Consider the following 20,995-nt stretch of genomic DNA (forward strand, 5'->3'; position numbering starts at 1 on the left):
ACGAGTCGCTGCCGATGTGCGATCGACCGTCATTTTGCACCTGCGGGTGCGCGCGCGATGCACCGGCCGGATAACGATCGAGCCGGTGAGCGGCGGTGCGCGCCGCCCCGGTCGCCGAAACGCGCGCCGAGATCACGGTGGCACCGGATACGCTACTCGCCGTTGAGGGTGGGGTCGACGGCACGTCGTGGGGGTGAAGCGGATGGGCACGCTGCGTGTCGACCACGCCCATCCCGAGCGGTTCGCCGATCCCGCGCACGGCTTCGCCTGGATCCGCATGTTCGGCGCGCTGCTGGTCATCTACGGCCACAGCTCGCCGCTGGTGGGCACCGGTGAGCTCTTCCCGCCCCACTGGGCCTTGCAGCCCGACGAGGGCGTGCTCATGGGCTTCTTCGCGATGAGCGGCTTCCAGATCACCGAGAGCTGGCTGCGAGACCCGCACCCGGCGCGCTTCGCGGTGAAGCGGGTGCTGCGGCTGTGGCCGCCGATGCTCACCGTGACCCTGGGCATGGCGCTGGTCATCGGTCCGCTGGTGACGGCGCTGCCCGCCGGCGAGTACTTCGCCGCGCGGGAGACCTGGGGCTACGTCATCAACAACGCCGGGTTGCTGGGCCTGCAGCACGAGTTGCCGGGCGTGTTCAGCGGCAACCCGTGGCCGGACGCGGTGAACGGTTCGCTGTGGACGCTGCCGATGGAGCTGCTGGCCTACGCGGGCCTCTACGTCCTGCTGCTGCTCGGGGCCGCGAAGCAGCGGTGGCGCTGGCTGTCGGTGGCGGCGCTGGTGGTCCTCGTGGTGTGGGACCGCCACCTGGAGCAGCTGCCGGGAGCGGAGTCCGCGGGGTCGCTGCTGAGCGTGCCGGTGGAGTCGCTGGTGGCGTTCCTGGTGGCGTTCGCGTTCGGCGTGGTGCTGAACCTGTACCGCATCCCGCTGTCGGTGACGGCGGCCGTCGCCGGCGCGGTGGTGCTGGTGGCGATGCCGAACAGCATCGCGGCGTCCTTCCTGATGGTCTTCGTCGCCAGCTACGCGGTGGTGGTGGCCGGGCACTTCTGGCCCGCCCGGCTGACGGTCCCCGGGCTGTGGGTGAACGGCAGCTACGGCGTCTACGTGTGGGGGTTCCCGGTCCAGCAGCTGCTGGCGATGGCGGGGATCGCGAACCAGTACGTGATGCTGCTGTGCGCGGCGCCGATCGCCTACCTGCTGGGCACGGCGTCCTGGGTGTTCATCGAGGAGCCGACGATGAAGCTGCGGCACCTGGTGGCTCCGTCCAGCCCGCCGCGCCCGCTCCAGCGCGACGAGGGGCCCCGGGGACGGGACGAGGGCGCCGAGGACGAGTGGGACCAGGACTGGGAGGGCGAGGAGCCGGACCCGGACTGGGACGCCGACGAGTGGGAGCCCGCGGACGCCGCCGCGACCACGCGGCGGGCGATGCCCGCGGTCCCGGCTTCGGCGGCCGAGACCGAGCGCAACTTCCCGCCCGCTGTCCCGATCCGGGCGGAGCGGCCCCGGCCTCCGGCGCCCCCGCGCCCGGAGTCCCCCCGACCGGAGTCCCCCCGACCGGAACCCCGGCGGTTCGAGCCGCACCGCGCGGAGCCGCGCCGTCCCGAAGCGCCGCGGCCGCCGCGACGCGACGAGCCCGCGCGAGGCCCCCGGTTCAACGGTCACGCGCCGCCACCGGAGCCCCGACCGGACTCGTCGCCCCGCGGGTTCTCCGGCGACCTCGGCCCGCTGCCCGGCGACCCGCCGGGACCGGAGGCCAGGACCGAGACCGGCCTCGGAGCCCCGCCCGGTCCCGGGCGGCCTCGGGGCAGGCGCGCCGCCCCGCCCCCGGAGCCCCCGGCGCCCGCCGAGGAGACCCGCCCGCTGGGCAGGCCGTCCCGCTCGGCGGACCCCCGCTGATCCCCGGCGTAACATCGGGGCATGGCGCTCTTCGGTGGTAGGACCCGCATGATCGGCCCGGACGAGGCCCTGCCGGGCAGGTCGGAACCGATGCCCGTGCCGGAACGGCACGCGGTCTTCGGCGATCGCCCGATCGCCCCGCCGTTCCCCGCGACCACCGCGTCCCTGGTGGTCGGCATGGGCTGCTTCTGGGGCGCGGAGCGGACGTTCTGGCGGACCGAGGGCGTGTGGACCACGGCCGTCGGCTACGCGGGCGGCTACACGCCGAACCCCTCCTACGAGGAGGTGTGCAGCGGGCGGACCGGGCACACCGAGGCGGTGCTCGTCGTCTTCGACCCGGAGGTGCTCGACCTGACCGGGGTGCTCAAGGTCTTCTGGGAGGGCCACGACCCCACCCAAGGCCTGCGCCAGGGCAACGACGTCGGCAGCCAGTACCGCTCGGCGGTGTACTGGACCGACGAGGCGCAGCGCGCCGAGGTCGAGGCGAGCCGCGAGCGGTACCAGGCCGCGTTGTCCGCGTCGGGCCACGGCGAGATCACCACCGAGCTCGCTCCGCTGGGCGAGTTCTACTACGCCGAGGGCTACCACCAGCAGTACCTCTCGGAGGCGAAGAACCCGAACGGCTACTGCGGCATCGGCGGCACCGGGGTTTCCTGCCCGGTCGGCCTGATCGCGGACTGACCGGCCGCGGGTCGCCGCGGCCTGTGGAAAGATCGAGTTCTGGGTGTTCCGCCCGGGTGCGCTCCCGAGCGGAATTCCCAGAATTCTGTTCATTCAACAGAATTCACGGAAGTGCTTCCGAGTGCTTCCGGAAGCGTGGCCCTTCCGCGCTGCGGAATTGCGACGCACCGCGGCCCGGCGGGGGGGGGGGGGGGGGGAGGGGGGGGGGGAGAGGGGGGGGGGGGGGGGGGGGGGGGGGGGGGGGGGGGGGGGGGGGGGGGGAAAAAGGGGGGGGGGGGGGGGGGGGGGGGGGGACCCCCCCCCCCCCCCCCCACCACCAGTTCCGGTCGGCCTGCTGCCCGCGGCTGCCGCGCAGCGCGGCGACGGCCTCGACGTAGTCGCCCAGGTCGATCTCCAGCGGGTCGAGCACGGCGTTCCAGTCCTGCGCGAGCGCCAGCAGCTCGCGGGTCAGCACGCCGGCTGACCACCCGTCGAACAGCAGCAGGCTGAACGCGCCGTGCAGCAGGCCCGCGTTGCCGGGCAGCAGCGTGAGGCGGACGTCCAGGCCGGGTCCGGACGTCGGATCGGGGCCGTTGACGTTCATCCAGTCCCGCAGCTCGGCGAGCTGGCCGGTGATCTCCTCCGGTGTCGCGTCGCGCAGGTCCAGCACCGCGAGCGCGGGCAGGGCGCCCGGCGCGTCGACGGGGAGCACGTGCTGGCGGCCGTCGGAGTCGACCCGGGCCCGGAGACCGGGCTGCCGCCGGGCGAGCCGCTCCAGCGCGTCCGCGAGCGCTTCCGCGGCCTCGTCGCCGTCCAGGTCGTCGAGCGGGTAGTCGACGTAGTAGTGCGCCGAGGCGTAGGAGAGCTCCCAGCCGTCCTGCTGCCCGACGAAGTAGCCCTGCTGCAGCGGGAGCAGGGAGAACGGGGCGTGCGGGTCGGCGCGCCGTCGGGTGATCTCGGGCAGCGGCCCACCGGCCGCGTCGGCCGCGCGTTCCGCCACGAGCGCGGCGATCTCGTCGATCGTGGTGTCCACGCGCACCTCGGCGAGGCCCAGGGAGACCCCGAGCTTGCGCCGGATCATCGCCGACATGCGCACCGCCAGCACCGAGTCACCGCCGAGGTTGAGGAATCCCGCGTCGGCCGGGATCCGGGTGGTCGGCAGATCGAGCAGTTCGGCCCAGACCTCGGTGATCTCGGCCGCGTGGTCAGTGCTTGGGGGAGAAGTCATGGTCGTCACGCTAGACGACATTGACAATCGTTCTCAATACGGCAAGAGTCACTCAGGGTCGCACTCGTCACCCGATCGAGCGATTCGTTACGCCCCCGCTACTCCGGAGGAGCCCCGCATGACCGTCCGGCTAGATGACGTCCTCGAGTGCCTGTCCGAGGTGCTGGACTGGCCCGGCGCGGTCCCGCCGGACGTCTCCTTGACCGAGCTGGGGCTCGACTCGTTCACCGCCGTGCGGCTGCGGAAGCGGCTTCGCGAGGACACCGGGCTGGACCTGCCGCTGCCCGCGTTCCTCGGCGGAGCGACCGCGCGCACGATCACCGACGCCGACGCCCCCGAGGCCCCCGACGAGCCTTCCGCTCCCACCACCAACGGGACGCCCCCCGCGTCCGGCGGCGAGGACGGCCCGGTGGACGGAGAACCGTTCGCGCTCACCCCGGTGCAGAGCGCCTACCTGGCGGGACGCGATCCGGTCTTCCCCCTCGGCGGGGTCGCGACGTTCTGGTACCAGGAGTTCGACCGCGTGCCCGACGGCGATCCGCTCACCGACCTGAAGCGCCTCAGCACCGCGTGGGACGCGCTCGTGCGCCGCCACCCGATGCTGCGGATGGTCGTCCGCCCGGACGGGCGGCAGCACGTGCTGCCCGAGGTGCCGCACCGCGAGATCCCCGTCCTCGACCTGCGCGACGATCCCGCGCCGGAGACCCGGCTGGCCGAACTGCGCGACGAGTGCTCGCACCAGGTGCGCCCGCCCGAGGTGTGGCCGCTGCACGACCTGCGCGCTGCCCTCCTGCCGGACGGCCGCACCCGGCTGTGCATCGGCATCGACGTGCTCGCGCTCGACCTCACCAGCTGGATGGTGCTGATGGGGGAGTGGGGCGAGCTCGTCGCCGACCCCGACGCGACGCTGCCCCCGCTGCCGACCACGTTCGCCGCGCTCGCCGCCCGTGCCGACGCCGACCCCGCCGAACAGGCCCGCCGAGAACGCGACCGCGCCTACTGGGCGGACCGGGGTTCCCTGCCCGCCGGGCCCGAACTGCCCTGGACCGGGCTGCCCTGGACCGAACCGCCGGGTGAGCCCGCCCCCCGGATGACGCGGCACACCGCGCTGCTCGACCCCGACGCGTGGCAGCGGCTGCGCGCCGGCGCGGCCCGGCACGGGGTCAGCCCGACCGGCGCCCTGCTCGCGGCCTTCGCGTTCGTGCTGCACCGCCACGGCGCGGAGAACGCCTTCAGCCTCAACACCACCCTGTTCGATCGCGACGACGTCGCCCGCGGCGACGACACCCCCGGGCTCGACCGCGTGGTCGGCGACTTCACCAGCACCGTGCTCGTCGCCGTCGAACCTCCGGACCTGCGCGGCTGGAACGGGTTCGCCGAGTTCGCCGCCGCGGTCAACCACCGGTTCTGGGCAGACCTGGAACACCGGTCGGTGGCCGGAGTGGAGGTCACCACCCGGACCGGAGGCCCGCGGGATCCCCGCACCGGGCTGCCCGCGCCCGCGCACCCGGTGGTGTTCACCAGCGCGCTGGGGCTCACCGGGGAGGGGGCCGCACCGACGGAGTGGATCGGCGCCGAGGTCTTCGGCGTCTCGCAGACCCCGCAGGTGCTGCTCGACCACATCGTCCACGACGCGGGCGGTGCGCTCACCGTGCACTGGGATCTGCGCGAGGCCACCCTCCCCGCCGGATTCGTCGAGGGCCTGCGCGATGCGCACGCGACGCTGCTGCGCCGCCTCGCCGACGACCCCGCCGCCTGGACCGACCGGGCCCTGGGACTGGCGCCGTCGATGGCGGCCGACGAGCCGGTCGCCCCGAACCCGTTCACCGAACGCGGTCCGCTGCTCGACGAGCTGCCGCGAACCGCTGCGCGGGAGGGCCGGCCCGCCCTGGTCGACGCGCGCGGGTGCGTCACCGCGGACCTGCTCGCCGAGCGCGCCGACCGCACCGGTGCCGCGCTCGCCGGGCTCGGCGTCGGGCCCGGCGACCTGGTCGCCGTGTGCGCCGAGAAGGGGACCGCCCAGGTCACCGCGCTGCTCGGGGTGCTCGCCTCCGGCGCGGGCTACGTCCCGGTCGAACCGACGTGGCCGACGGCGCGGATCGAATCGGTGTGCGCCCGCGCCGGCCTGCGGCACGCGCTCGTCGCGCCGGGAAGCACCGTCGCGTGGCCCGAGCGGGTGCGGGCGCACGTCCTCGACGCCGACGGGGTGCTCGACGGCGAGCCCGGCGCGCCGACCCGGCCGGAGCCCGACGACCTCGCCTACGCGATCTTCACGTCCGGCTCGACCGGCGCTCCCAAGGGCGTCGGCATCACCCACCGCGCCGTGCGCACCACCCTCGACGACCTCGAAGGTCGCTATCCGCTGCGCGCCGACGACCGGGTGCTCGGCCTCTCCGCGTTCAGCTTCGACCTCTCGGTCTACGACGTGTTCTCCGTGCTGGGCGCGGGCGGCGCGGTCGTGCTGCCCGACGCCGATCGCCAGCGCGATCCCGGTCACTGGCTGGAGCTGATGGCCGCGCACCGCGTCACGGTGTGGAACACCGCCCCGGCTCTGCTGGAGATGCTCGTCGAGTACGCGGAGATCGAGCCCGAGAGCACCCGGCGCGCGCTGGCCCCGCTGCGGCAGGTCTTCCTGTCCGCGGACTGGATTCCCGTCACCCTGCCCGACCGGTTGCGCGCCCTCGCGCCGCAGGCGCGGGTCATCAGCCTGGGCGGTGCGACGGAGGCGTCGATCTGGTCGATCTCGCACCCGATCGGCGAGGTGGACCCGGCGTGGCCGAGCATCCCCTACGGGCACGCGCTGGGCGGGCAGAGCTTCCACGTCCTCGACGCCGACGGCCGCCCCTGCCCGGTGGGGCGCCCCGGTGAACTGTTCATCGGCGGTGACGGGCTCGCCCGCGGCTACGTCGGGGACCCGGACCAGACCGCGTCCCGCTTCGCCGTGCACCCCACCCTGGGCGCCCGCGCCTACCGCACCGGCGACCTCGGCAGGTGGCGCGCGGACGGCACCATCGAGTTCCTTGGCCGCACCGACCGGCAGGTCAAGATCCGGGGGCACCGCATCGAGCTCGGCGAGGTCGAGGCGACCCTGGCCCGGCTGCCCGGGGTGCGCCACGCCGTCGCCCAAGCCGTCCGCGGGCCCGACGACCGGCCGAGGCTGGTGGCCTTCGTGGTACCGGCGGACCCGGCCGCTCCGCTGGACGACGCCGAGCTGGCCGCCGGGCTGCGCGCGGCGCTGCCGCCGTACATGGTGCCCAACCGGTTCGTCCCGCTGCCGGAACTGCCGATCACCGCGAACGGCAAGGTCGACCACGCGGCGCTGCCCAGCCCCTTCCGGAGGAACGTCGCCGAGTCGCCGCGCCCGGTCGAACCGGTGATCTCCGCCGCGCCGAGCACTCCCGCCGCACCGGCGACCGAGGCCGCGTCGAGCGACCCGGCGGGGGCGGCGGCGCCGGAGACGGCACCCGCGGACGCGCTGCTGACCTCGCTGCTCGACGCGCCCCGGCGGGGACTGGAACTGCGGCTCACGATCGACTGCGGCGCGCTCGCGCCGATCGACGCCCTGGCGGCCGCCGCCCCGTGGGCCGCGCGGCTGCGCGCGGAACTCCCCGCGCACGGCATCAGCGTGACCGAGCGGCGCCCGGCCGACGGGCTCGTCGAGCTGGCCATCGCGGCAGCACCCGCCCTCGGGCAGAGCGCTTCCCCGGCCCCGGCCCCGGCACCGGCGCTGAACGCCGCGCCACCGCCGACAGCGCCGGTGGAGCCCGCGACGGTTGCGGTCTCCCCACCGGACGCCGAGCCGCACGGCCCCGATCCGCAGATCGAACGGGCGGTGGCACGGGTGTTCAGCGAACTGCTCAACGGCCCGGTCGAGGTCACCGCCCCGTTCTTCCAGCTCGGCGCGTCCTCGCTGACGCTGGTCCTGGCCCACCGCAGGCTCGTCGAGCTCGACCCGGCCCTCACCGTCGTCGACCTGTTCGCCCACCCGACCGTGCGAGACCTCGCCGCACGGCTCAGCCCGGCCGCGCCGCCGGAGCGGGAACCGGCGGAGGCGGCGCCTCCACCGCGAACCCGAGCGGAAAGCCGCCGGGCCGCCCGCGCCCGAGCCGCGGAGGTGGCCGGATGAGCAGCGGAACCCCGGAGCCCATCGCGGTGGTGGGCATGGCCTGCCGGTACCCCGGCGCCGACGACCTGGACGCCTACTGGCGGTTGCTCGTCGACGGCCGGGAAGGGCTGACCCGGATCGATCCGGATGCGGCGCCCCGGTCGCTGCGCCAGCGATCCGGTTACGTCCCCGTCGCCGGTCTGATCACCGATCAGGACCGGTTCGATCCCGCGCCGTTCGGGCTCACCGACTCCGAAGCGGACCTGATGGACCCCCAGCAGCGGCTGTTCCTGCAGACCGCGTGGCACGCCCTGGAGCACGCCGGGCACGCCGGGGCGCGCGATGCCGGAGCCGTGGGCGTGTTCGCCGGGTCGATGCAGTCGAGCTACCTGGCGTCCAACCTCGCCGACCGGTGGGACCCCACCGGCGCGGGCCCGGACCCGCTCGGCAGCCTCGCCACCGCGATGGCGACCCAGCCGGACTACCTGCCGCTGCAGACCGCGTTCCGGCTCGGCCTCGGCGGGCCGGCCCTGGCCGTGTCGACCAGCTGCTCGACCTCGCTGGTCGCCGTGCACCTGGCCGCGCAGTCGCTGCTGGCCGGTGAGTCGGACACCGCGCTCGCCGGCGGGGTGTCGCTGATCGTCCCGCAGGGCGGCGGTTACCTGCACGTACCCGGCGGGATCTTCTCCGCTGATGGGCGAGTCCGCCCCTTCGGCGCGGACGGCACCGGCATCGTCTACACCCAGGGGGTCGGCGTCGTGGCGCTGCGCCGCCTCAGCGACGCGATCGATTCCGGCGACGAGATCCACGCCGTCATCCACGGCACCGCCGTCAACAACGACGGCGCGGACAAGGCCGGGTTCACCGCTCCCTCGGTGCGCGGGCAGGCTCGGGTGATCGGCGAAGCGCTCGCGGTCGCGGACGTCGACCCCCGTGAGATCGGCCTGATCGAGGCGCACGGAACCGCGACTCCCCTCGGCGACCCGGTGGAGTTCACCGCGCTGCGGCGGGTGCTCGGCGACGCACCCGGCCGGTGCGCGCTGGGTTCGGTGAAGGGGAACATCGGGCACAGCAACTCGGCCGCGGGGGTCGCCTCGCTGATCAAGGCCGTGCTCGCCCTGCGGCACTCCGCCGTCCCCGCCACCCTGCACGCCGATCCCGCCAACCCGGCGTTGCGCATCGACGATTCCCCGTTCCACCTGCCGTCGGCGACGGAGCCGTGGTCCGGCCCCCGGTACGCGGGGGTGAGCTCGTTCGGCATCGGCGGCACCAACGCCCACGCGGTCCTCGGACCGGCACCTCGGCGGAGCACGCCCGAGGACGATCCCCGGCCGCAGCTGCTCTGCGTTTCCGCCGCGACCGCGGAGGCCGCCCGCGCCACCGCCTCCCGGGTGGCCGCCGCGGTGCCGCCGGGCCGGCACGCCGACGCCGCGCACACCCTCGCTCGCGGGCGGACCGCGCTGCCGCACCGCCTCACCGGCCTCGGGCCGGAGGGGCTGGCCGCGGCTGAGCCGGTGCTCGCCGGGACACCTCGGATCGTCTTCGCCTTCCCCGGTGCCGGGAGCCCCCACCCGGGCATGGCGGCGGACCTCTACCGGGACGAGCCGGTGTTCGCCGCCGCCGTCGACGAGTGCGCCCAGCTGCTGCTCCCGCGGCTGGACGCCGACGTGCGCGAGGCGCTCGATCCGGAGACGCCCGCGGAACGGGTCGCCGACCCGTCGTTCGGGCTGCCCGCGCTGTTCGCCGTGTCCGTCGGCCTGGCCCGGCTGCTGGAGAGCTGGGGAGCGCGCCCGGACGCGCTGATCGGGCACAGCCTCGGCGAGTGCGTCGCCGCCGCTGTCGGCGGGGCGCTGTCGCTGCCCGACGCCGCGCGACTCGTCGCGGAGCGCTGCACCGCCGCCGCCCGCGCCGCGGGCAGCGGCGCGATGCTCGCCGTCGGCCTGCCCGAAGCGGCGCTCGTGGCCCGGCTGCCCGAGGCGCTCGATCTCGCCGTGGTCAACGGGCCGGCCGCGTGCGTGGTGTCCGGGCCGGCCGAAGCGGTGACCGCGTTCGCCGAGGAGCTGGCGCGGGAGGACATCGCGCACTCACCGCTGGCGGTGGCGGCGGCCATGCACTCGCGGGCGATGGACCCGGAGCTGCCCGGGCTGCGAGCGGCACTGGCGGGACTCCGGGGCACCGCACCGCGCGTGCCCGTGGCGAGCACCCGCACCGGCGCGCTCGCCGGAGCCGAGCTCGGCTCGCCGTCGCACTGGACCGCGCAGCTGCGCGATCCCGTCCGGTTCGCCGACGCCCTCGCCGCCGCCGTCGGCGACGGTCCCGCCGTCGTCGCCGAGATCGGACCGGGCACCGCCCTGTCCCGCCTCGCCTCCGGCATCCCGGGAGTCGTGGCGACGGTGCCGCTGCTGGCGGAGGAGCACGGCACGGGTTCCGCGCGCGCTGCCCTCGGCAAGCTGTGGGCCCACGGCGCGGCGGTCGACCCGGCCGCGCCGGCCGGGCCGGGGCGTCGGCGGCTCGCGCTGCCCGGTTACGCCTTCACCCGCTCGCGGCACTGGATCGACCCGCCCGAGGGTTCCGCCGACGACGCCGCCGACGCGGCACTGCAAGTCCTGACCTGGGAACCGATGGCCCCGGTGGCGGGCCGCCCCGAGGGAGGGTGGACCGTGCTCGGCCGAGGGCCCCTCGCCGAGGCGCTCCGCGAGCGCGTCCTCCCCGGCGCGGACGTGATCGTCGTGGGCCCGGAGCCCGGCACCGACCCGGCAGCGGCGATCGCGGAGTTCGGCGCCCTCGCCGCCGAACTCCCCGACGGCCCGCTCCGGCTGCTGCTGGTCACCCGCGGCGGCGCCCGGGTCGCCGGAGACGGCCCGCCCGATCCCGCGGCGGCCGCGGTGCGGGCGCTGCCACGGGTGCTCGGGCAGGAACGGCCCGGACTCACCTGGGCGACCCTCGACATCGACGCGCGGGGCGACGGCACCGAGCACGGGGACGCCGTGCTCGCGGAGGCCGCCGCGCTGGCCGCCGGGGGATCGGCGGCGGTGCGAGCGCTGCGCGGCGGCACCCGGTGGGTGGCCGCGCTGCGCGGCTGGGACGCCGAACCGGGCGCACGACCCGAGCCGGGCACCGCCGTGGTGATCGGTGGCCGAGGAGCGGTCGGTCAGGTCCTCGCGAACCGGCTCACCGCGGCCGGGCACCGCGTCGTGGTCACCTCGCGCACCGGGGGACCGGGCACGCGGACCGTGGACGCCACCGATCCCGCCGCCACGGCCGCGCTGCTGTCCGAACTGGCCGAGGCGGGGCGGCTGTCGGTCGTGGTGCACGCGGCCGGCGTGCTGGCGGGTGCCGAACTCGACCCGGTGCGCGGCCTGGACGCCGACCGCGCGTCCGAGCACCTGGGCGCCAAGCTCGGCGGCGCGGTCGTCCTGCGGGACGCGATCGCGGAGCTTCCCGCCGATCGACGCCCGGAGCGCGTGCTGCTGATGTCCTCGGTGGCGACGCTGCTGGGTGGCGTCGGGACCGGCGCCTACGCGGCGGCCAACGCCGCGCTGTCCGCGGTGACCGGCCCGGGTTGGCAGGCGGTGCACTGGGACGGGTGGAGCGTCGGCACCACCGCGACCGCTTCGACCGCGCTGGACGCCCGCACGGGCGGCGACGCGTTCGACCGGCTGCTGGGGCTGCCCGCCGTGCCCGAGCTGGCGGTGGCCGCCTCGGCGCTGGCCCCGCGGATCTCGGCCGCCGGCCGGACCCGGGAGCTCGGCGGGGCTACCGGCGTCCCGGCCCTCGACGGCGTCGCCGGTGAGGTCGCTGAGCTGTGGGGCGACCTGTTCGGCACCACCGTCACCGACCCGGACGCCGACTTCTTCGCCCTCGGCGGCCACTCCCTGCTCGCCACCCGAATGCTCGCTGCCCTGCGAGAACGGCGCGGCGTCGCGCTGAGCCTGCGCGAGCTGCTGGAGGCGCCGACCGTCGCCGGGCTCGCGGCCCTGGTGGAGCGCGGGGACGCCGAGCAGGACGCGCCCGCCGGGCAGCGGGACGCCGAGCCGGGAACCGACGCCGACGGGACCTTCCCGATGACCCGCGTCCAGCACGCCTACTGGGTGGGTCGGGACGGCGGGTACGCGGAAGGCGGGGTCCCGTGCTACTTCTACCTCGAGTACGACGCCGCCGCGCTGGACGTCGCCCGGCTGGAGAACGCCTGGAACACCGTCGTCGCCCGGCACCCGATGCTGCGCGCGGTGACCACCGCCGAGGGGCGGTTCCGCGTCCTCGACGAGGTCCCGCACTACCGGATCCGGGTGCACGACCTCACCGCGGCCGGACCCGACCGGCGCCGGGACCGGCTCGCCGCGTTGCGCGAGCGCCTCTCCACCAGACCCGGCCCGTCCGACAGGTGGCCGCTGGTGACCATCCAGGCCGCGCTCCTGCCCGAAGACCGGGTCCGGGTCCACATCGGGGTGGACGTGCTGGTGTGCGACGCCGCGTCGTGGTGGATCGTCGAGGACGAGTGGCGGGCCGCCTACCTGAGCGCGGAGCGGCCGGAGGAGGCGCTGCCCCCGCCCCCACCGCGGCATCCCGCCCGGTGCACCGCCGAGCTGGCCGCCCGCGCCGCGTCGGCGGAGGGGCAGCGCGCCGCCGCCTGGTGGCGCGAGCAGCTCGACGCGCTGCCCGGCCCGCCCCCGCTGCCGGTCCGCACCTCGCCGGCGCAGGAGCCGCCCCGGTTCCGGCGCCGGGTCCAGCGGGTCGAACCGGCCGCTCGCGCGGCGCTGTTCGCCCGCGCGGCCCGGTACCGGGTCACTCCCACGGCGGTGCTGCTCACCGCGTTCACCGACGTGCTCGCCGAGTGGGCGGCCACCGCGCGGTTCAGCGTGCTGCTGACCCTGTTCGACCGTCCGCCGGGCACGGACGGAGTGGTCGGCGACTTCACCTCGCTGGTGCTGCACGAGACCCCCGCCGGGCCGGCCCCCACGTTCGCGGAGCGGGCCGCCGCGACCCAGGCGAGGTTGTTCGACGAGCTCGACCACCGGGCGCACTCCGCGCTCGACGTGCTCGCCGAGCAGTCCGCCCGCACCGGTGAGCGGCGACGGGTGCCGGTGGTGTTCACCAGCGCGCTCGGGTTGGACGAGGGGCGGTCGCTGGAGTGGCTCGGCGAACAGGTCGCGGCTCTCTCGTCCACCCCGCAGGTCTGGCTGGACCACCAGGTGCTCGAGGTCGGTGGCGAGCTGCGCTTGCAGTGGGACGGCCCGGAAGGCGTGCTCCCCGACGACGAGCTGGACGAGGTGGTGGCCCGGCACGCCGACCGGGTGCGGGAGCTCGCCGCCGACGAGGACGCGTGGGGGCCGTCAGCGGTCGCCGAGCAGCAGCTCGATCCCGCCGATGCGGTGATCCCGCTGCGCGGCGGCGACGACCCGGAACGGCCCGCGCTCGTGCTGCTGCACCCCTCCGGCGGGGACGTGCTGTGCTACGTCGAGTTGTCCGGGCTGCTCGACGAGCGGATCGATGTGCTCGCCGTCGCGGATCCGCAGCTGTCCGGCGCCTCCGGGGGCGGCCCGGACACCGTTCCCGGCATGGCATCGGCCTACCTGGCGGCGCTGCGCGCGTCCGGCCGGCGCGGGCCGTGGCTGCTGGGCGGCTGGTCGATGGGCGGCACGCTCGCGCAGGAGATGGCCGTCCAGCTCGCGGCCGAGGGCGAAGCGGTTCCGCTGCTGTTCATGCTCGACTCGAACGACCCGGAGCACATCCGGCCGGTGCCCGGCACCGAGGCGGAGCACGACCGGGGCGTCGCCGTGCGGCACCTGCGGGCTCTCGAGGCGTACCTGGGCATCGACCTGGACGCCGAGACCGTCCCCGAGGGGGCGGATCGGGCCAGCTCCGTGGCGGTTCGGTTGCGCGAGCGCGGGCTGCTCGGCCGGGCCGAGCCGGACGAGGCGGTCCTCGGCCGGCTGGACGTCCTGGCGCGGCACCTGCGGGCGCTGGCCGCACACGAGGCGTCCCGACTGGACGCGGCGGGCACCGCGACGCTCCTGGTGCGGGCCGACCGGAAGTCCCCGCGCAATTCCGGCATCGGGATGGGGGTCGATGACACCCCGCCCGACCGCGGACCGGATCTCGGCTGGTCGGCGCACCTCGCCGGACCGCTGGACGCCGTCGGTGCCGACACCCACCACTACGGGGTGCTGCACCGGCCCGCGCTCGACGACGTCGCGGCCGCGATGAACGCGGCACTGCTCACCCACCTGGAACGGAACGAATGAAGCGACTGCTCATCGCGGGCCTGCTGCTGTGCGGCGCGCTCGCCGGTTGCACCACCCCCGTCGAACCCGTCGACACCGTGCGCTACGTCGCGCCCGGTTCCGGCACCGCCGCCACGAACGATCCGCACGGGACGTTGCCCGCCGAAAGCGACATCGTGCGGATGGCCCTGACCTACGACGTGCTGACGGTGCCCGGTGAGGACGGAGCCCCGCTGCCGAGACTGGCGACGTCCTGGACCGCGGACGACCCCTCGCTGACCCGCTGGACGGTGCGGCTTCGCGAGGACGCCGTCTTCGCGGACGGGCGGCCGGTGCGGGCCGCGGACGCGCTGTTCTCCCTGCGCCGCATGGGGGAGAAGTCGGCCGAGAACTTCGGCCGGATGTCGATGTTCGATCTCGATGCCTCCAGCGCCCCCGACGCGTCCACCCTCTCGCTGGTCACGCGCGTGCCCTACGCGGAGGTGGGGACCGCGCTGATGGGCGCGACCTTCGTCGTGCCCGAGGGCAGCGAGGACTTCACCTCCAGGCTGGCCCCCGGTTCCGGTCCGTTCCGGCCGGTGCGAGCCGACGCCCAGACGACGGTCTTCGAGCGCAACGACTCGTGGTGGGGGCCGCGTCCCCCGAGCCGGGTGATCGAACTGCGCGCGGTGGCCGACCCGCAGGCCCGCGCCCAGGCGGTGCTTTCCGGGGAGGCCGACCTCGCGGGCAGCGTGCCGCCCACGGCCGCCGATCAGGGGGCGAGCGCCGGGATGACGGTCGTCCGGAAGCCGGGCGCCACCACGTATCCGCTCGTGATGCGAACCGACACCCCGCCGTTCTCGGACAAGCGGGTGCGCGAGGCGATTCGCCTCGCGGTCGACCGGCGGCAGCTGCTGGACGCCGTGTTCCTGGGCAAGGGCGAGCTGGGCAACGACGTCCTCACCCCCACCGATCCGAGCAGCCCGCGCGATCTGCCGCAGATCGAGCGGGACCTGCCTCGCGCCCGCGAGCTGATGGCGCAGGCCGGCCTGGCCGGCGGGATCGACGTCGTGCTGCACGCGACCACCGCCTATCCCGGCATGGACACCTCGGCGACCTTGCTCGCCCAGCAGCTCGCCGAGATCGGGGTGCGGGCGAGTATCGAGATCGAGCCGCCGGACACCTACTTCAGCGCCGTGTACGGCAACGAGCCGTTCTACGTCAGCTTCCTCGGCGGCATCCCGTTCCTCGACGTCGTCCGGGTCGCGCTCACCCCCGGATCGCCCACCAACGAGACCGCCTGGGCGGACCCGTCCTGGAACGCCGACCTGATGGCCGCGCTGGCCGAAGCCGACGACGACCGCCGTCGCGCCGAACTCGCCGCGTTGCAACTGCGGTTGCGGGACGAGGGCGGGTACCTGGTCTGGGGGGTCGGTGACCGGCTCGACCTGGCCGCACCGGGCGTGACCGGCGTGTCGTCCGCGATCGGGTTCGGCGCCGGCTTCATCGACCAGCTGAGGCGCGGCTGATGCTGACGGGATCGGGCGCACCGGCGCTGCGGGCCGTGGCGCGCGCCGTGGTGCGCGCGGCAGGGGTGCTCGCCGGGACCGCCGTGGTGGTGTTCGCCGCCACGGCGACCTTGCCCGCCGACGCGATCGCCGTCCGGGCCGGGGGCCGCGTGGACCCCGCGGAACTGGACGGGTTGCGGGCGGCAGCGGGTCTGGACCGGCCGCTGCCCGAGCGGTTCCTGCGCTGGGCGGGCGGACTGCTCACCGGGGACCCCGGCCGCTCGCTGGTCACCGGCCGGGAGGTCGCCGAGGTCGTCGCCGAGCGCGCTGGAACCACCACCGCGCTCGTGCTGGCGTCGCTGGCCGTGGCAGCACCCGTCGCCGCGGTGCTCGCGCACCGGCGCGGCGCCGCGCCGGCCGCCATCGGCTCCGCCGTGCCGCCGGTGGTGACCGCGATCGGACTCGCGACGCTGCTGGCCGGAGTGCTGCACTGGGTCCCGCCGGTGTCGTTGCTGCCCGTCGGGGCATCGGCGTGGACGAGACCCGACCTGCTGGTGCTCCCCGTGCTCGCCCTCGCCCTGCCCACCGGTGCGTACGCGGCCGGACAGCTCCGGGGCGCCGTCGAAGACGTCGCGGCCCGGCCCTTCGTGCACGACGCCGTGCTGCGCGGCGTGCCCCGCCACGTGGTCGCACTGCGCTACGTCGGGCCGTTCGTGGCGGCACCCGCGCTGCGGGTGCTGGCGGTGACAGCGGGCGGGCTGATCGCGGGCAGCACGATCGTGGAAACCCTGTTCGGGATCGCGGGGCTCGGTGAGCTGCTCGTCGGCGCGGTGGCCACCCGGGACGTGCCGGTGGTCTCCGCGGTGGCCCTGCTCGCCGCCGCCGTCGTCGTGGCCGGAACGCTGCTGGCGGACGTCGTCGCCGCGCTGGTGGCACGCCGATGAGCCGGGTGTCCGCCGTCGGCGCGCTGGTGCTCGCGCTCGTCGCCGCCGCGGCGCTCGCCGCGGGCGATCCGTTCCGGATCGTCGGGCCCCCGTGGTCGCCCGCGCGGCCCGGGGCACCGCTGGGGACCGATGTGCTCGGCCGGGACGTGCTCGCCAGGGTGCTCACCGGCGGGACCGAGCTCGTCACCACCGCGGTGGGGGCGGCGCTCCTGGCCACCGCGATCGGAACGGCCGGCGGCCTGTGGCTCGGCTGGAGCCGGGGCGAGGCGGCCCGGCTGCTCGTCGTCGTCACGGACCTGCTCGTGGCGGTGCCCGTGCTGCTGCTCGTGCTGATCGCCGCCGTGGCGCTGCCCGGGCCGGCCGCGGTGATCGCCGGCACCGTCGCGGGTGGGGCGCCGCTGACCGCGCGAGTCATCGGCGACGCGACCGCCCGGGCCCGCACCGCCGGTCATGTCGAAGCCGCCACCGTGCACGGCGAGCGCCCGGCGGCCGTGCTGCTGCACGAGGTGCTGCCTGCGCACGCCGCGCTCGTCGCCGCCGACCTGGCCGGACGCGCGGTGCTCGCGCTGCAGCTGGCCGCGGCGCTGTCCGTGCTGGGGTTCGGCCCGCCACCACCGGCTCCCGACTGGGCGGCGATGCTGCGGGAGAACCTCCCCGGGGTGGCCCTCAACCCGGCGGCGGTCTTGGCCCCGGCCGCCGCCCTCGGCGTCCTGGCGGCCGCGCTCGTGACGCTCGCGCTGCGGCTCGCGCCCCGCCCCGCCGGGACCGCCCGGACGCCGGGTGCTCGTGTGCCGGGGCAGCCGGGTCTGACCGTCCGCGGCCTGCGGATCCTCGCCCCGGACGGCCGTCCCGTGCTGGACGGGGTCGACCTCGACGCGGGCCCCGGGGAGATCGTCGCGATCACCGGCACGTCGGGCAGCGGCAAGACCACCCTGCTGCACGCGATCGTGGGCGCGCTGCCGCGCGAGCTGCGCGTGGCCGGTGGCGGCATCGGGTGGAACGGCGCCCCGGTACCCGGTGGACGCCGGTGGCGGAGGCGCGCGCTCGGGCTGCTCGGGCAGGACCCGGCGCTGCACCCGCTGCGCGACGTCCGGGCCCAGCTCGCCGAGACCGGCACCGACCCGGACGAGGGCCTGCGCGCTGTCGGCCTCGATCCCGAAGTCGTCGGGGGCCTGCGGCCCGCGCGGCTCTCCGGCGGCCAAGCCCGCCGGGTCGGACTCGCCCGGGCTCTCGCCCACGACCCCGACCTGCTCGTGCTCGACGAGCCCACCGCCGGGCTCGACCCGGCCGCGCTCGCCGCGGTGCTGACGGTGCTGCGCGCCCGGCGCGGCGTCACCCTGATCGTCACCCACGACGCCGACGTCGCGGACGGGATCGCCGACCGCGTCCTGAGCCTGGACACGACCGCCGTTCCGCACGCCCCCGCGACGAGGGTCGACCGGACCGCGGCTCCGCCCGTGCTGGAGGCGCGACAGCTCACCATCGGCGCACCCGCCCAGGAGCTCGTCACCGACCTGCGGGTGACCGTCCGGCCCGGGGAGCTCGTCGCGGTCACCGGCCCGTCCGGTTGCGGCAAGACCTCCCTGCTGCGCGCCCTCGCCGGGCTGCGCCCGGTCGAGGCGGGCACGCTCGTCCTGGCCGGGGCCGTCGCGCCCTGGCCGGCGCACCAGCGCACACCGGGTGTGCTCGCCCTCGTCGGGCAGCACGCCCTCCACGAGCTGAATCCGGCCCGGACCGCCCGGGCGGCGGTAGCGCGCCCGCTGCGGCGGCTGCACGGGCTCTCCGCGGCCTCGGCGCGCGCCGAGGCCGTTCGCCTGCTGACCGCCGTGGGGCTGTCGCAGCAGGCCGCCGGTCGCCGCCCCGCGGCGCTCTCGGGCGGGCAACGCCAGCGCGTCGCCCTCGCCAGGGCGTTGGCCGTGCGCCCCGCCGTCCTGCTCGCCGACGAGGTCACCGCCGCGCTCGACGGGGCCACCACTTCCGCCGTTCTGGACCTCCTCGACGCCGCCCGCGCCGACGGGCTCGCCGTGCTCGCCGCCACCCACGACCCCGCGCTCGTCGCCCGGGCGGACCAGGTGCTGAGCCTGCCCACCACATCGCCCCTCCCCACTCCGACACCCGCGCTCGCCGCCGACCCGAGAGGAACCACCGGATGCGCACCGACCCCGCCGACCAGCTGACCCATCCCTGGATTGCGCGCACGACCCGCGTCGGCGAGGTGACCCGGGTCGCCGTTGCCCCGGCGGCCCTCGTCCCCCCGGACGGCGGGCTCGTCGTGGAGCACCGGGAGCACTGGACCGAGGTCTACGACTGGACCTACCAGGACCCGTCGCCGCTGGCCGGGTGGCGGGCCTCCGGGACCGGGGAGCCGCTGCCCGCCGACCACATGGCGCAGTGGGCCGACCGCACCGCGGAGCTCGTCCTCGCCGACGGACCCCGCCGGGTGCTGGAGCTGGGCTGCGGCACCGGGATGCTGCTCGAACGGATCGCCCCGCACGTCACCGCGTACGTCGGCACCGACGTCGCGGCCGACGTGGTCGCCCGGCACCAGGCGACGACTCGCCCCGGGGTGACGGTCGTGCGGGGCGCCGCCCACGAGGCGCGCTCCCCGGAAGTGGACGCGGCGCTGGCCGGGCACGCGCCCGACTGCGTGCTGATCAATTCTGTGACGCAGTGCTTCCCCGACCTCGCCTACCTCGCCGAGGTCCTGCGCACCGCGATCAGCGTCGTCGCCCCGGGTGGGACCGTCGTCGTGGGGGACGTGCGGCACGCGGGTCTGCACCTGCGGCACTGGCAGGACCTCGACCCGGGCGGCGCGGCCGAGCGCGCCGCGTCCGACCGGGAACTGCTCGTCGACCCGGTGGCGCTCGCGTCCGCCGCGCTCGGGAGCGGCCGCCGCATCGGCATCGCGGTGCACGCCAAGACCTTGAGCGCGGACACCGAGCTCTCCCGCTACCGCTTCGACGCCGTCCTGCACGTCGACGCGGAACCCCCCGCCCCGCCGCGAACCCTGGAGTGGACCGGCGATCCCTTGGCCGGCACCGGACCGGTGCTGCTGCGCGGCATCCCGAACGCGCGGCTGCGCACCGGACCGCACGCGCGGACCGCGGCCCAGCTGCGGGAGGAGCTGGCCGGGTGCGACGCCGCCGTCCTCGTCGATCCCGCCGACCCGGAGCTGCTCGTCGTCGCCCGGCCCGCCGCGGCCGCCGTCCGGCCCGCCGCCGAGCTCGCCGGGCCCGGGCGCGCGCACGAGCCGCTCGCCGCGTTCGCCCGCGCCCGCGTCGGAGCGCTCAGCCGCCGCGCCATCGGGGCGGAGGTTCAGGTCGTCCTGCCCGCCGTCGACGAGGACGCGATCGCGGCAGCGCGCGGCGCGGGAACGGACGCGCTGCCCGAGGGCGCGAGCGCGGCAGCGGCCACGGCCGTCTCGCGGCTCGACGAGGTCGCGCTGCGCGCCATGGCCGACCTGCTCTCCGAGGGCGAACCGCGAGTCGATCCCCGGCACGCGTGGATCGTGCGCCGGTGGCGCGCCGAGCTGGCCGCGAACGAGGTCCCGGCGTCGTTGCCCGCCGAGGCGCTCCCGCGCGCTTGTGCCGCGCTGGGCTATCCGCCCGCGATGGCCGAGTTCTTCGCCGCCGCCATCGCACACCTGCCGCGACTGCTGCGCGACGAGGTGCCGCTGCAAGCCCTGCTGTTCCCCGACGGCGAGATCACCACGGCGCTGGGCAGCTATCAGGACAACCTGATCAACACCTACCTGAACCGCGCGCTCGCCGATCTCACCGCGTCCGTCGCGCGGACCCGGGCGGCTCCGCTGCGCGTGCTGGAGCTGGGCGGCGGCGTCGGGGGCAGCACTCGCACCGTGCTCGACGCGCTGGGGGAGGCGCCCACCGACTACCTGTTCACCGACGTCTCCCGCTTCTTCCTCGATCTGGCCGAGAGCGCTTTCCCCGAGGTGCGCACGGGGCTGCTCGACATCAACTCGGATCTCGCCGGGCACACCGAGAAGCACGACCTCGTCATCGCGGCGAACGTCCTGCACAACGCGGTCGACGTGCGGTCGGCGCTGGCCGCCGTCCGCTCCGTGCTGGCGCCCGGCGGCGTCTTCGCGCTCATCGAGTCGACCCGGGAGCACCTGCCGGCTCTCGTCTCGATGCAGTTCCTCATGTCGCCGCGCCCCGGGGAATCCCAGGCGGGCAGCGGGGATCTGCGCGCCGGGACCGACCGGATCTTCCTCACCGAGCAGCAGTGGTGGGCCGAGATCGCGGCCGCGGGCCTGCGCCCGGTGGCGGCGCTGCCGACCGAGGCGGATCCGCTCCTGCCGTTGGGCCAGCAACTCCTCGTCTCGTGCGCGGCGACGCCGGTGCGCGCCGGCTCAGCAGGAGAGCGGGCTCGCTGAACGGCCCGCACCGTTCCCCACAGGTAGATAATGATAATCATTGCCGAAGTGAAGTCA

Annotated in this window: 9 protein-coding genes; 8 read left to right on the forward strand and 1 reads right to left on the reverse strand. The window is 76.0% G+C overall.

Annotated features, from left to right (window positions below; translation table 11 throughout):
- Window positions 1-202 precede the first annotated feature (202 nt).
- A complete protein-coding gene (locus tag ACL03H_RS02515; RefSeq protein ID WP_412809393.1) occupies window positions 203-1,897 on the forward strand; it encodes an acyltransferase family protein in 1,695 nt (564 codons plus the stop codon).
- Between the two features lie 21 nt (window positions 1,898-1,918).
- On the forward strand, window positions 1,919-2,578 hold the full coding sequence (gene msrA / locus ACL03H_RS02520) for a peptide-methionine (S)-S-oxide reductase MsrA (protein WP_412809394.1): 660 nt from the start codon (window positions 1,919-1,921) through the stop codon (window positions 2,576-2,578).
- Between the two features lie 103 nt (window positions 2,579-2,681).
- Here the strand turns inward: msrA and ACL03H_RS02525 are convergent, their stop codons facing one another.
- A complete protein-coding gene (locus tag ACL03H_RS02525; RefSeq protein WP_412809395.1) occupies window positions 2,682-3,785 on the reverse strand; it encodes a phosphopantetheine-binding protein in 1,104 nt (367 codons plus the stop codon).
- 118 nt (window positions 3,786-3,903) lie between these two features.
- Between ACL03H_RS02525 and ACL03H_RS02530 the strand changes: the two genes are divergently transcribed.
- The 6 genes from ACL03H_RS02530 to ACL03H_RS02555 are packed head-to-tail and all read left to right on the forward strand — an operon-like array spanning window position 3,904 to window position 20,938.
- Window positions 3,904-7,911, forward strand: coding sequence for an amino acid adenylation domain-containing protein (locus ACL03H_RS02530; protein ID WP_412809396.1), 4,008 nt, complete (start codon window positions 3,904-3,906; stop codon window positions 7,909-7,911).
- Window positions 7,908-14,135, forward strand: coding sequence for an SDR family NAD(P)-dependent oxidoreductase (locus tag ACL03H_RS02535; RefSeq protein WP_412809397.1), 6,228 nt, complete (start codon window positions 7,908-7,910; stop codon window positions 14,133-14,135). The genes ACL03H_RS02530 and ACL03H_RS02535 overlap by 4 nt, the downstream gene beginning before the upstream one ends.
- On the forward strand, window positions 14,132-15,622 hold the full coding sequence (locus ACL03H_RS02540; protein WP_412809398.1) for an ABC transporter substrate-binding protein: 1,491 nt from the start codon (window positions 14,132-14,134) through the stop codon (window positions 15,620-15,622). The genes ACL03H_RS02535 and ACL03H_RS02540 overlap by 4 nt, the downstream gene beginning before the upstream one ends.
- A complete protein-coding gene (locus tag ACL03H_RS02545) occupies window positions 15,622-16,545 on the forward strand; it encodes an ABC transporter permease (RefSeq protein ID WP_412809399.1) in 924 nt (307 codons plus the stop codon). The genes ACL03H_RS02540 and ACL03H_RS02545 overlap by 1 nt, the downstream gene beginning before the upstream one ends.
- Window positions 16,542-18,722, forward strand: coding sequence for an ATP-binding cassette domain-containing protein (locus ACL03H_RS02550; RefSeq protein WP_412809400.1), 2,181 nt, complete (start codon window positions 16,542-16,544; stop codon window positions 18,720-18,722). Before ACL03H_RS02545 ends, ACL03H_RS02550 begins: the two co-directional genes overlap by 4 nt.
- On the forward strand, window positions 18,695-20,938 hold the full coding sequence (locus tag ACL03H_RS02555; protein ID WP_412809401.1) for a methyltransferase: 2,244 nt from the start codon (window positions 18,695-18,697) through the stop codon (window positions 20,936-20,938). The genes ACL03H_RS02550 and ACL03H_RS02555 overlap by 28 nt, the downstream gene beginning before the upstream one ends.
- Window positions 20,939-20,995: the final 57 nt, after the last annotated feature.

The organism is Saccharopolyspora antibiotica (assembly GCF_047200635.1).
In the GTDB taxonomy this organism is placed as follows: Bacteria; Actinomycetota; Actinomycetes; order Mycobacteriales; family Pseudonocardiaceae; genus Saccharopolyspora_C.

Coding starts and splice junctions, on each gene's coding strand:
- ACL03H_RS02515 (WP_412809393.1), top strand. CDS start 203: ATGGGCACGCTGCGTGTCGACCACGCCCATCCCGAGCGGTTCGCCGAT.
- msrA (WP_412809394.1), top strand. CDS start 1,919: ATGGCGCTCTTCGGTGGTAGGACCCGCATGATCGGCCCGGACGAGGCC.
- ACL03H_RS02525 (WP_412809395.1), bottom strand. CDS start 3,785: ATGACTTCTCCCCCAAGCACTGACCACGCGGCCGAGATCACCGAGGTC.
- ACL03H_RS02530 (WP_412809396.1), top strand. CDS start 3,904: ATGACCGTCCGGCTAGATGACGTCCTCGAGTGCCTGTCCGAGGTGCTG.
- ACL03H_RS02535 (WP_412809397.1), top strand. CDS start 7,908: ATGAGCAGCGGAACCCCGGAGCCCATCGCGGTGGTGGGCATGGCCTGC.
- ACL03H_RS02540 (WP_412809398.1), top strand. CDS start 14,132: ATGAAGCGACTGCTCATCGCGGGCCTGCTGCTGTGCGGCGCGCTCGCC.
- ACL03H_RS02545 (WP_412809399.1), top strand. CDS start 15,622: ATGCTGACGGGATCGGGCGCACCGGCGCTGCGGGCCGTGGCGCGCGCC.
- ACL03H_RS02550 (WP_412809400.1), top strand. CDS start 16,542: ATGAGCCGGGTGTCCGCCGTCGGCGCGCTGGTGCTCGCGCTCGTCGCC.
- ACL03H_RS02555 (WP_412809401.1), top strand. CDS start 18,695: ATGCGCACCGACCCCGCCGACCAGCTGACCCATCCCTGGATTGCGCGC.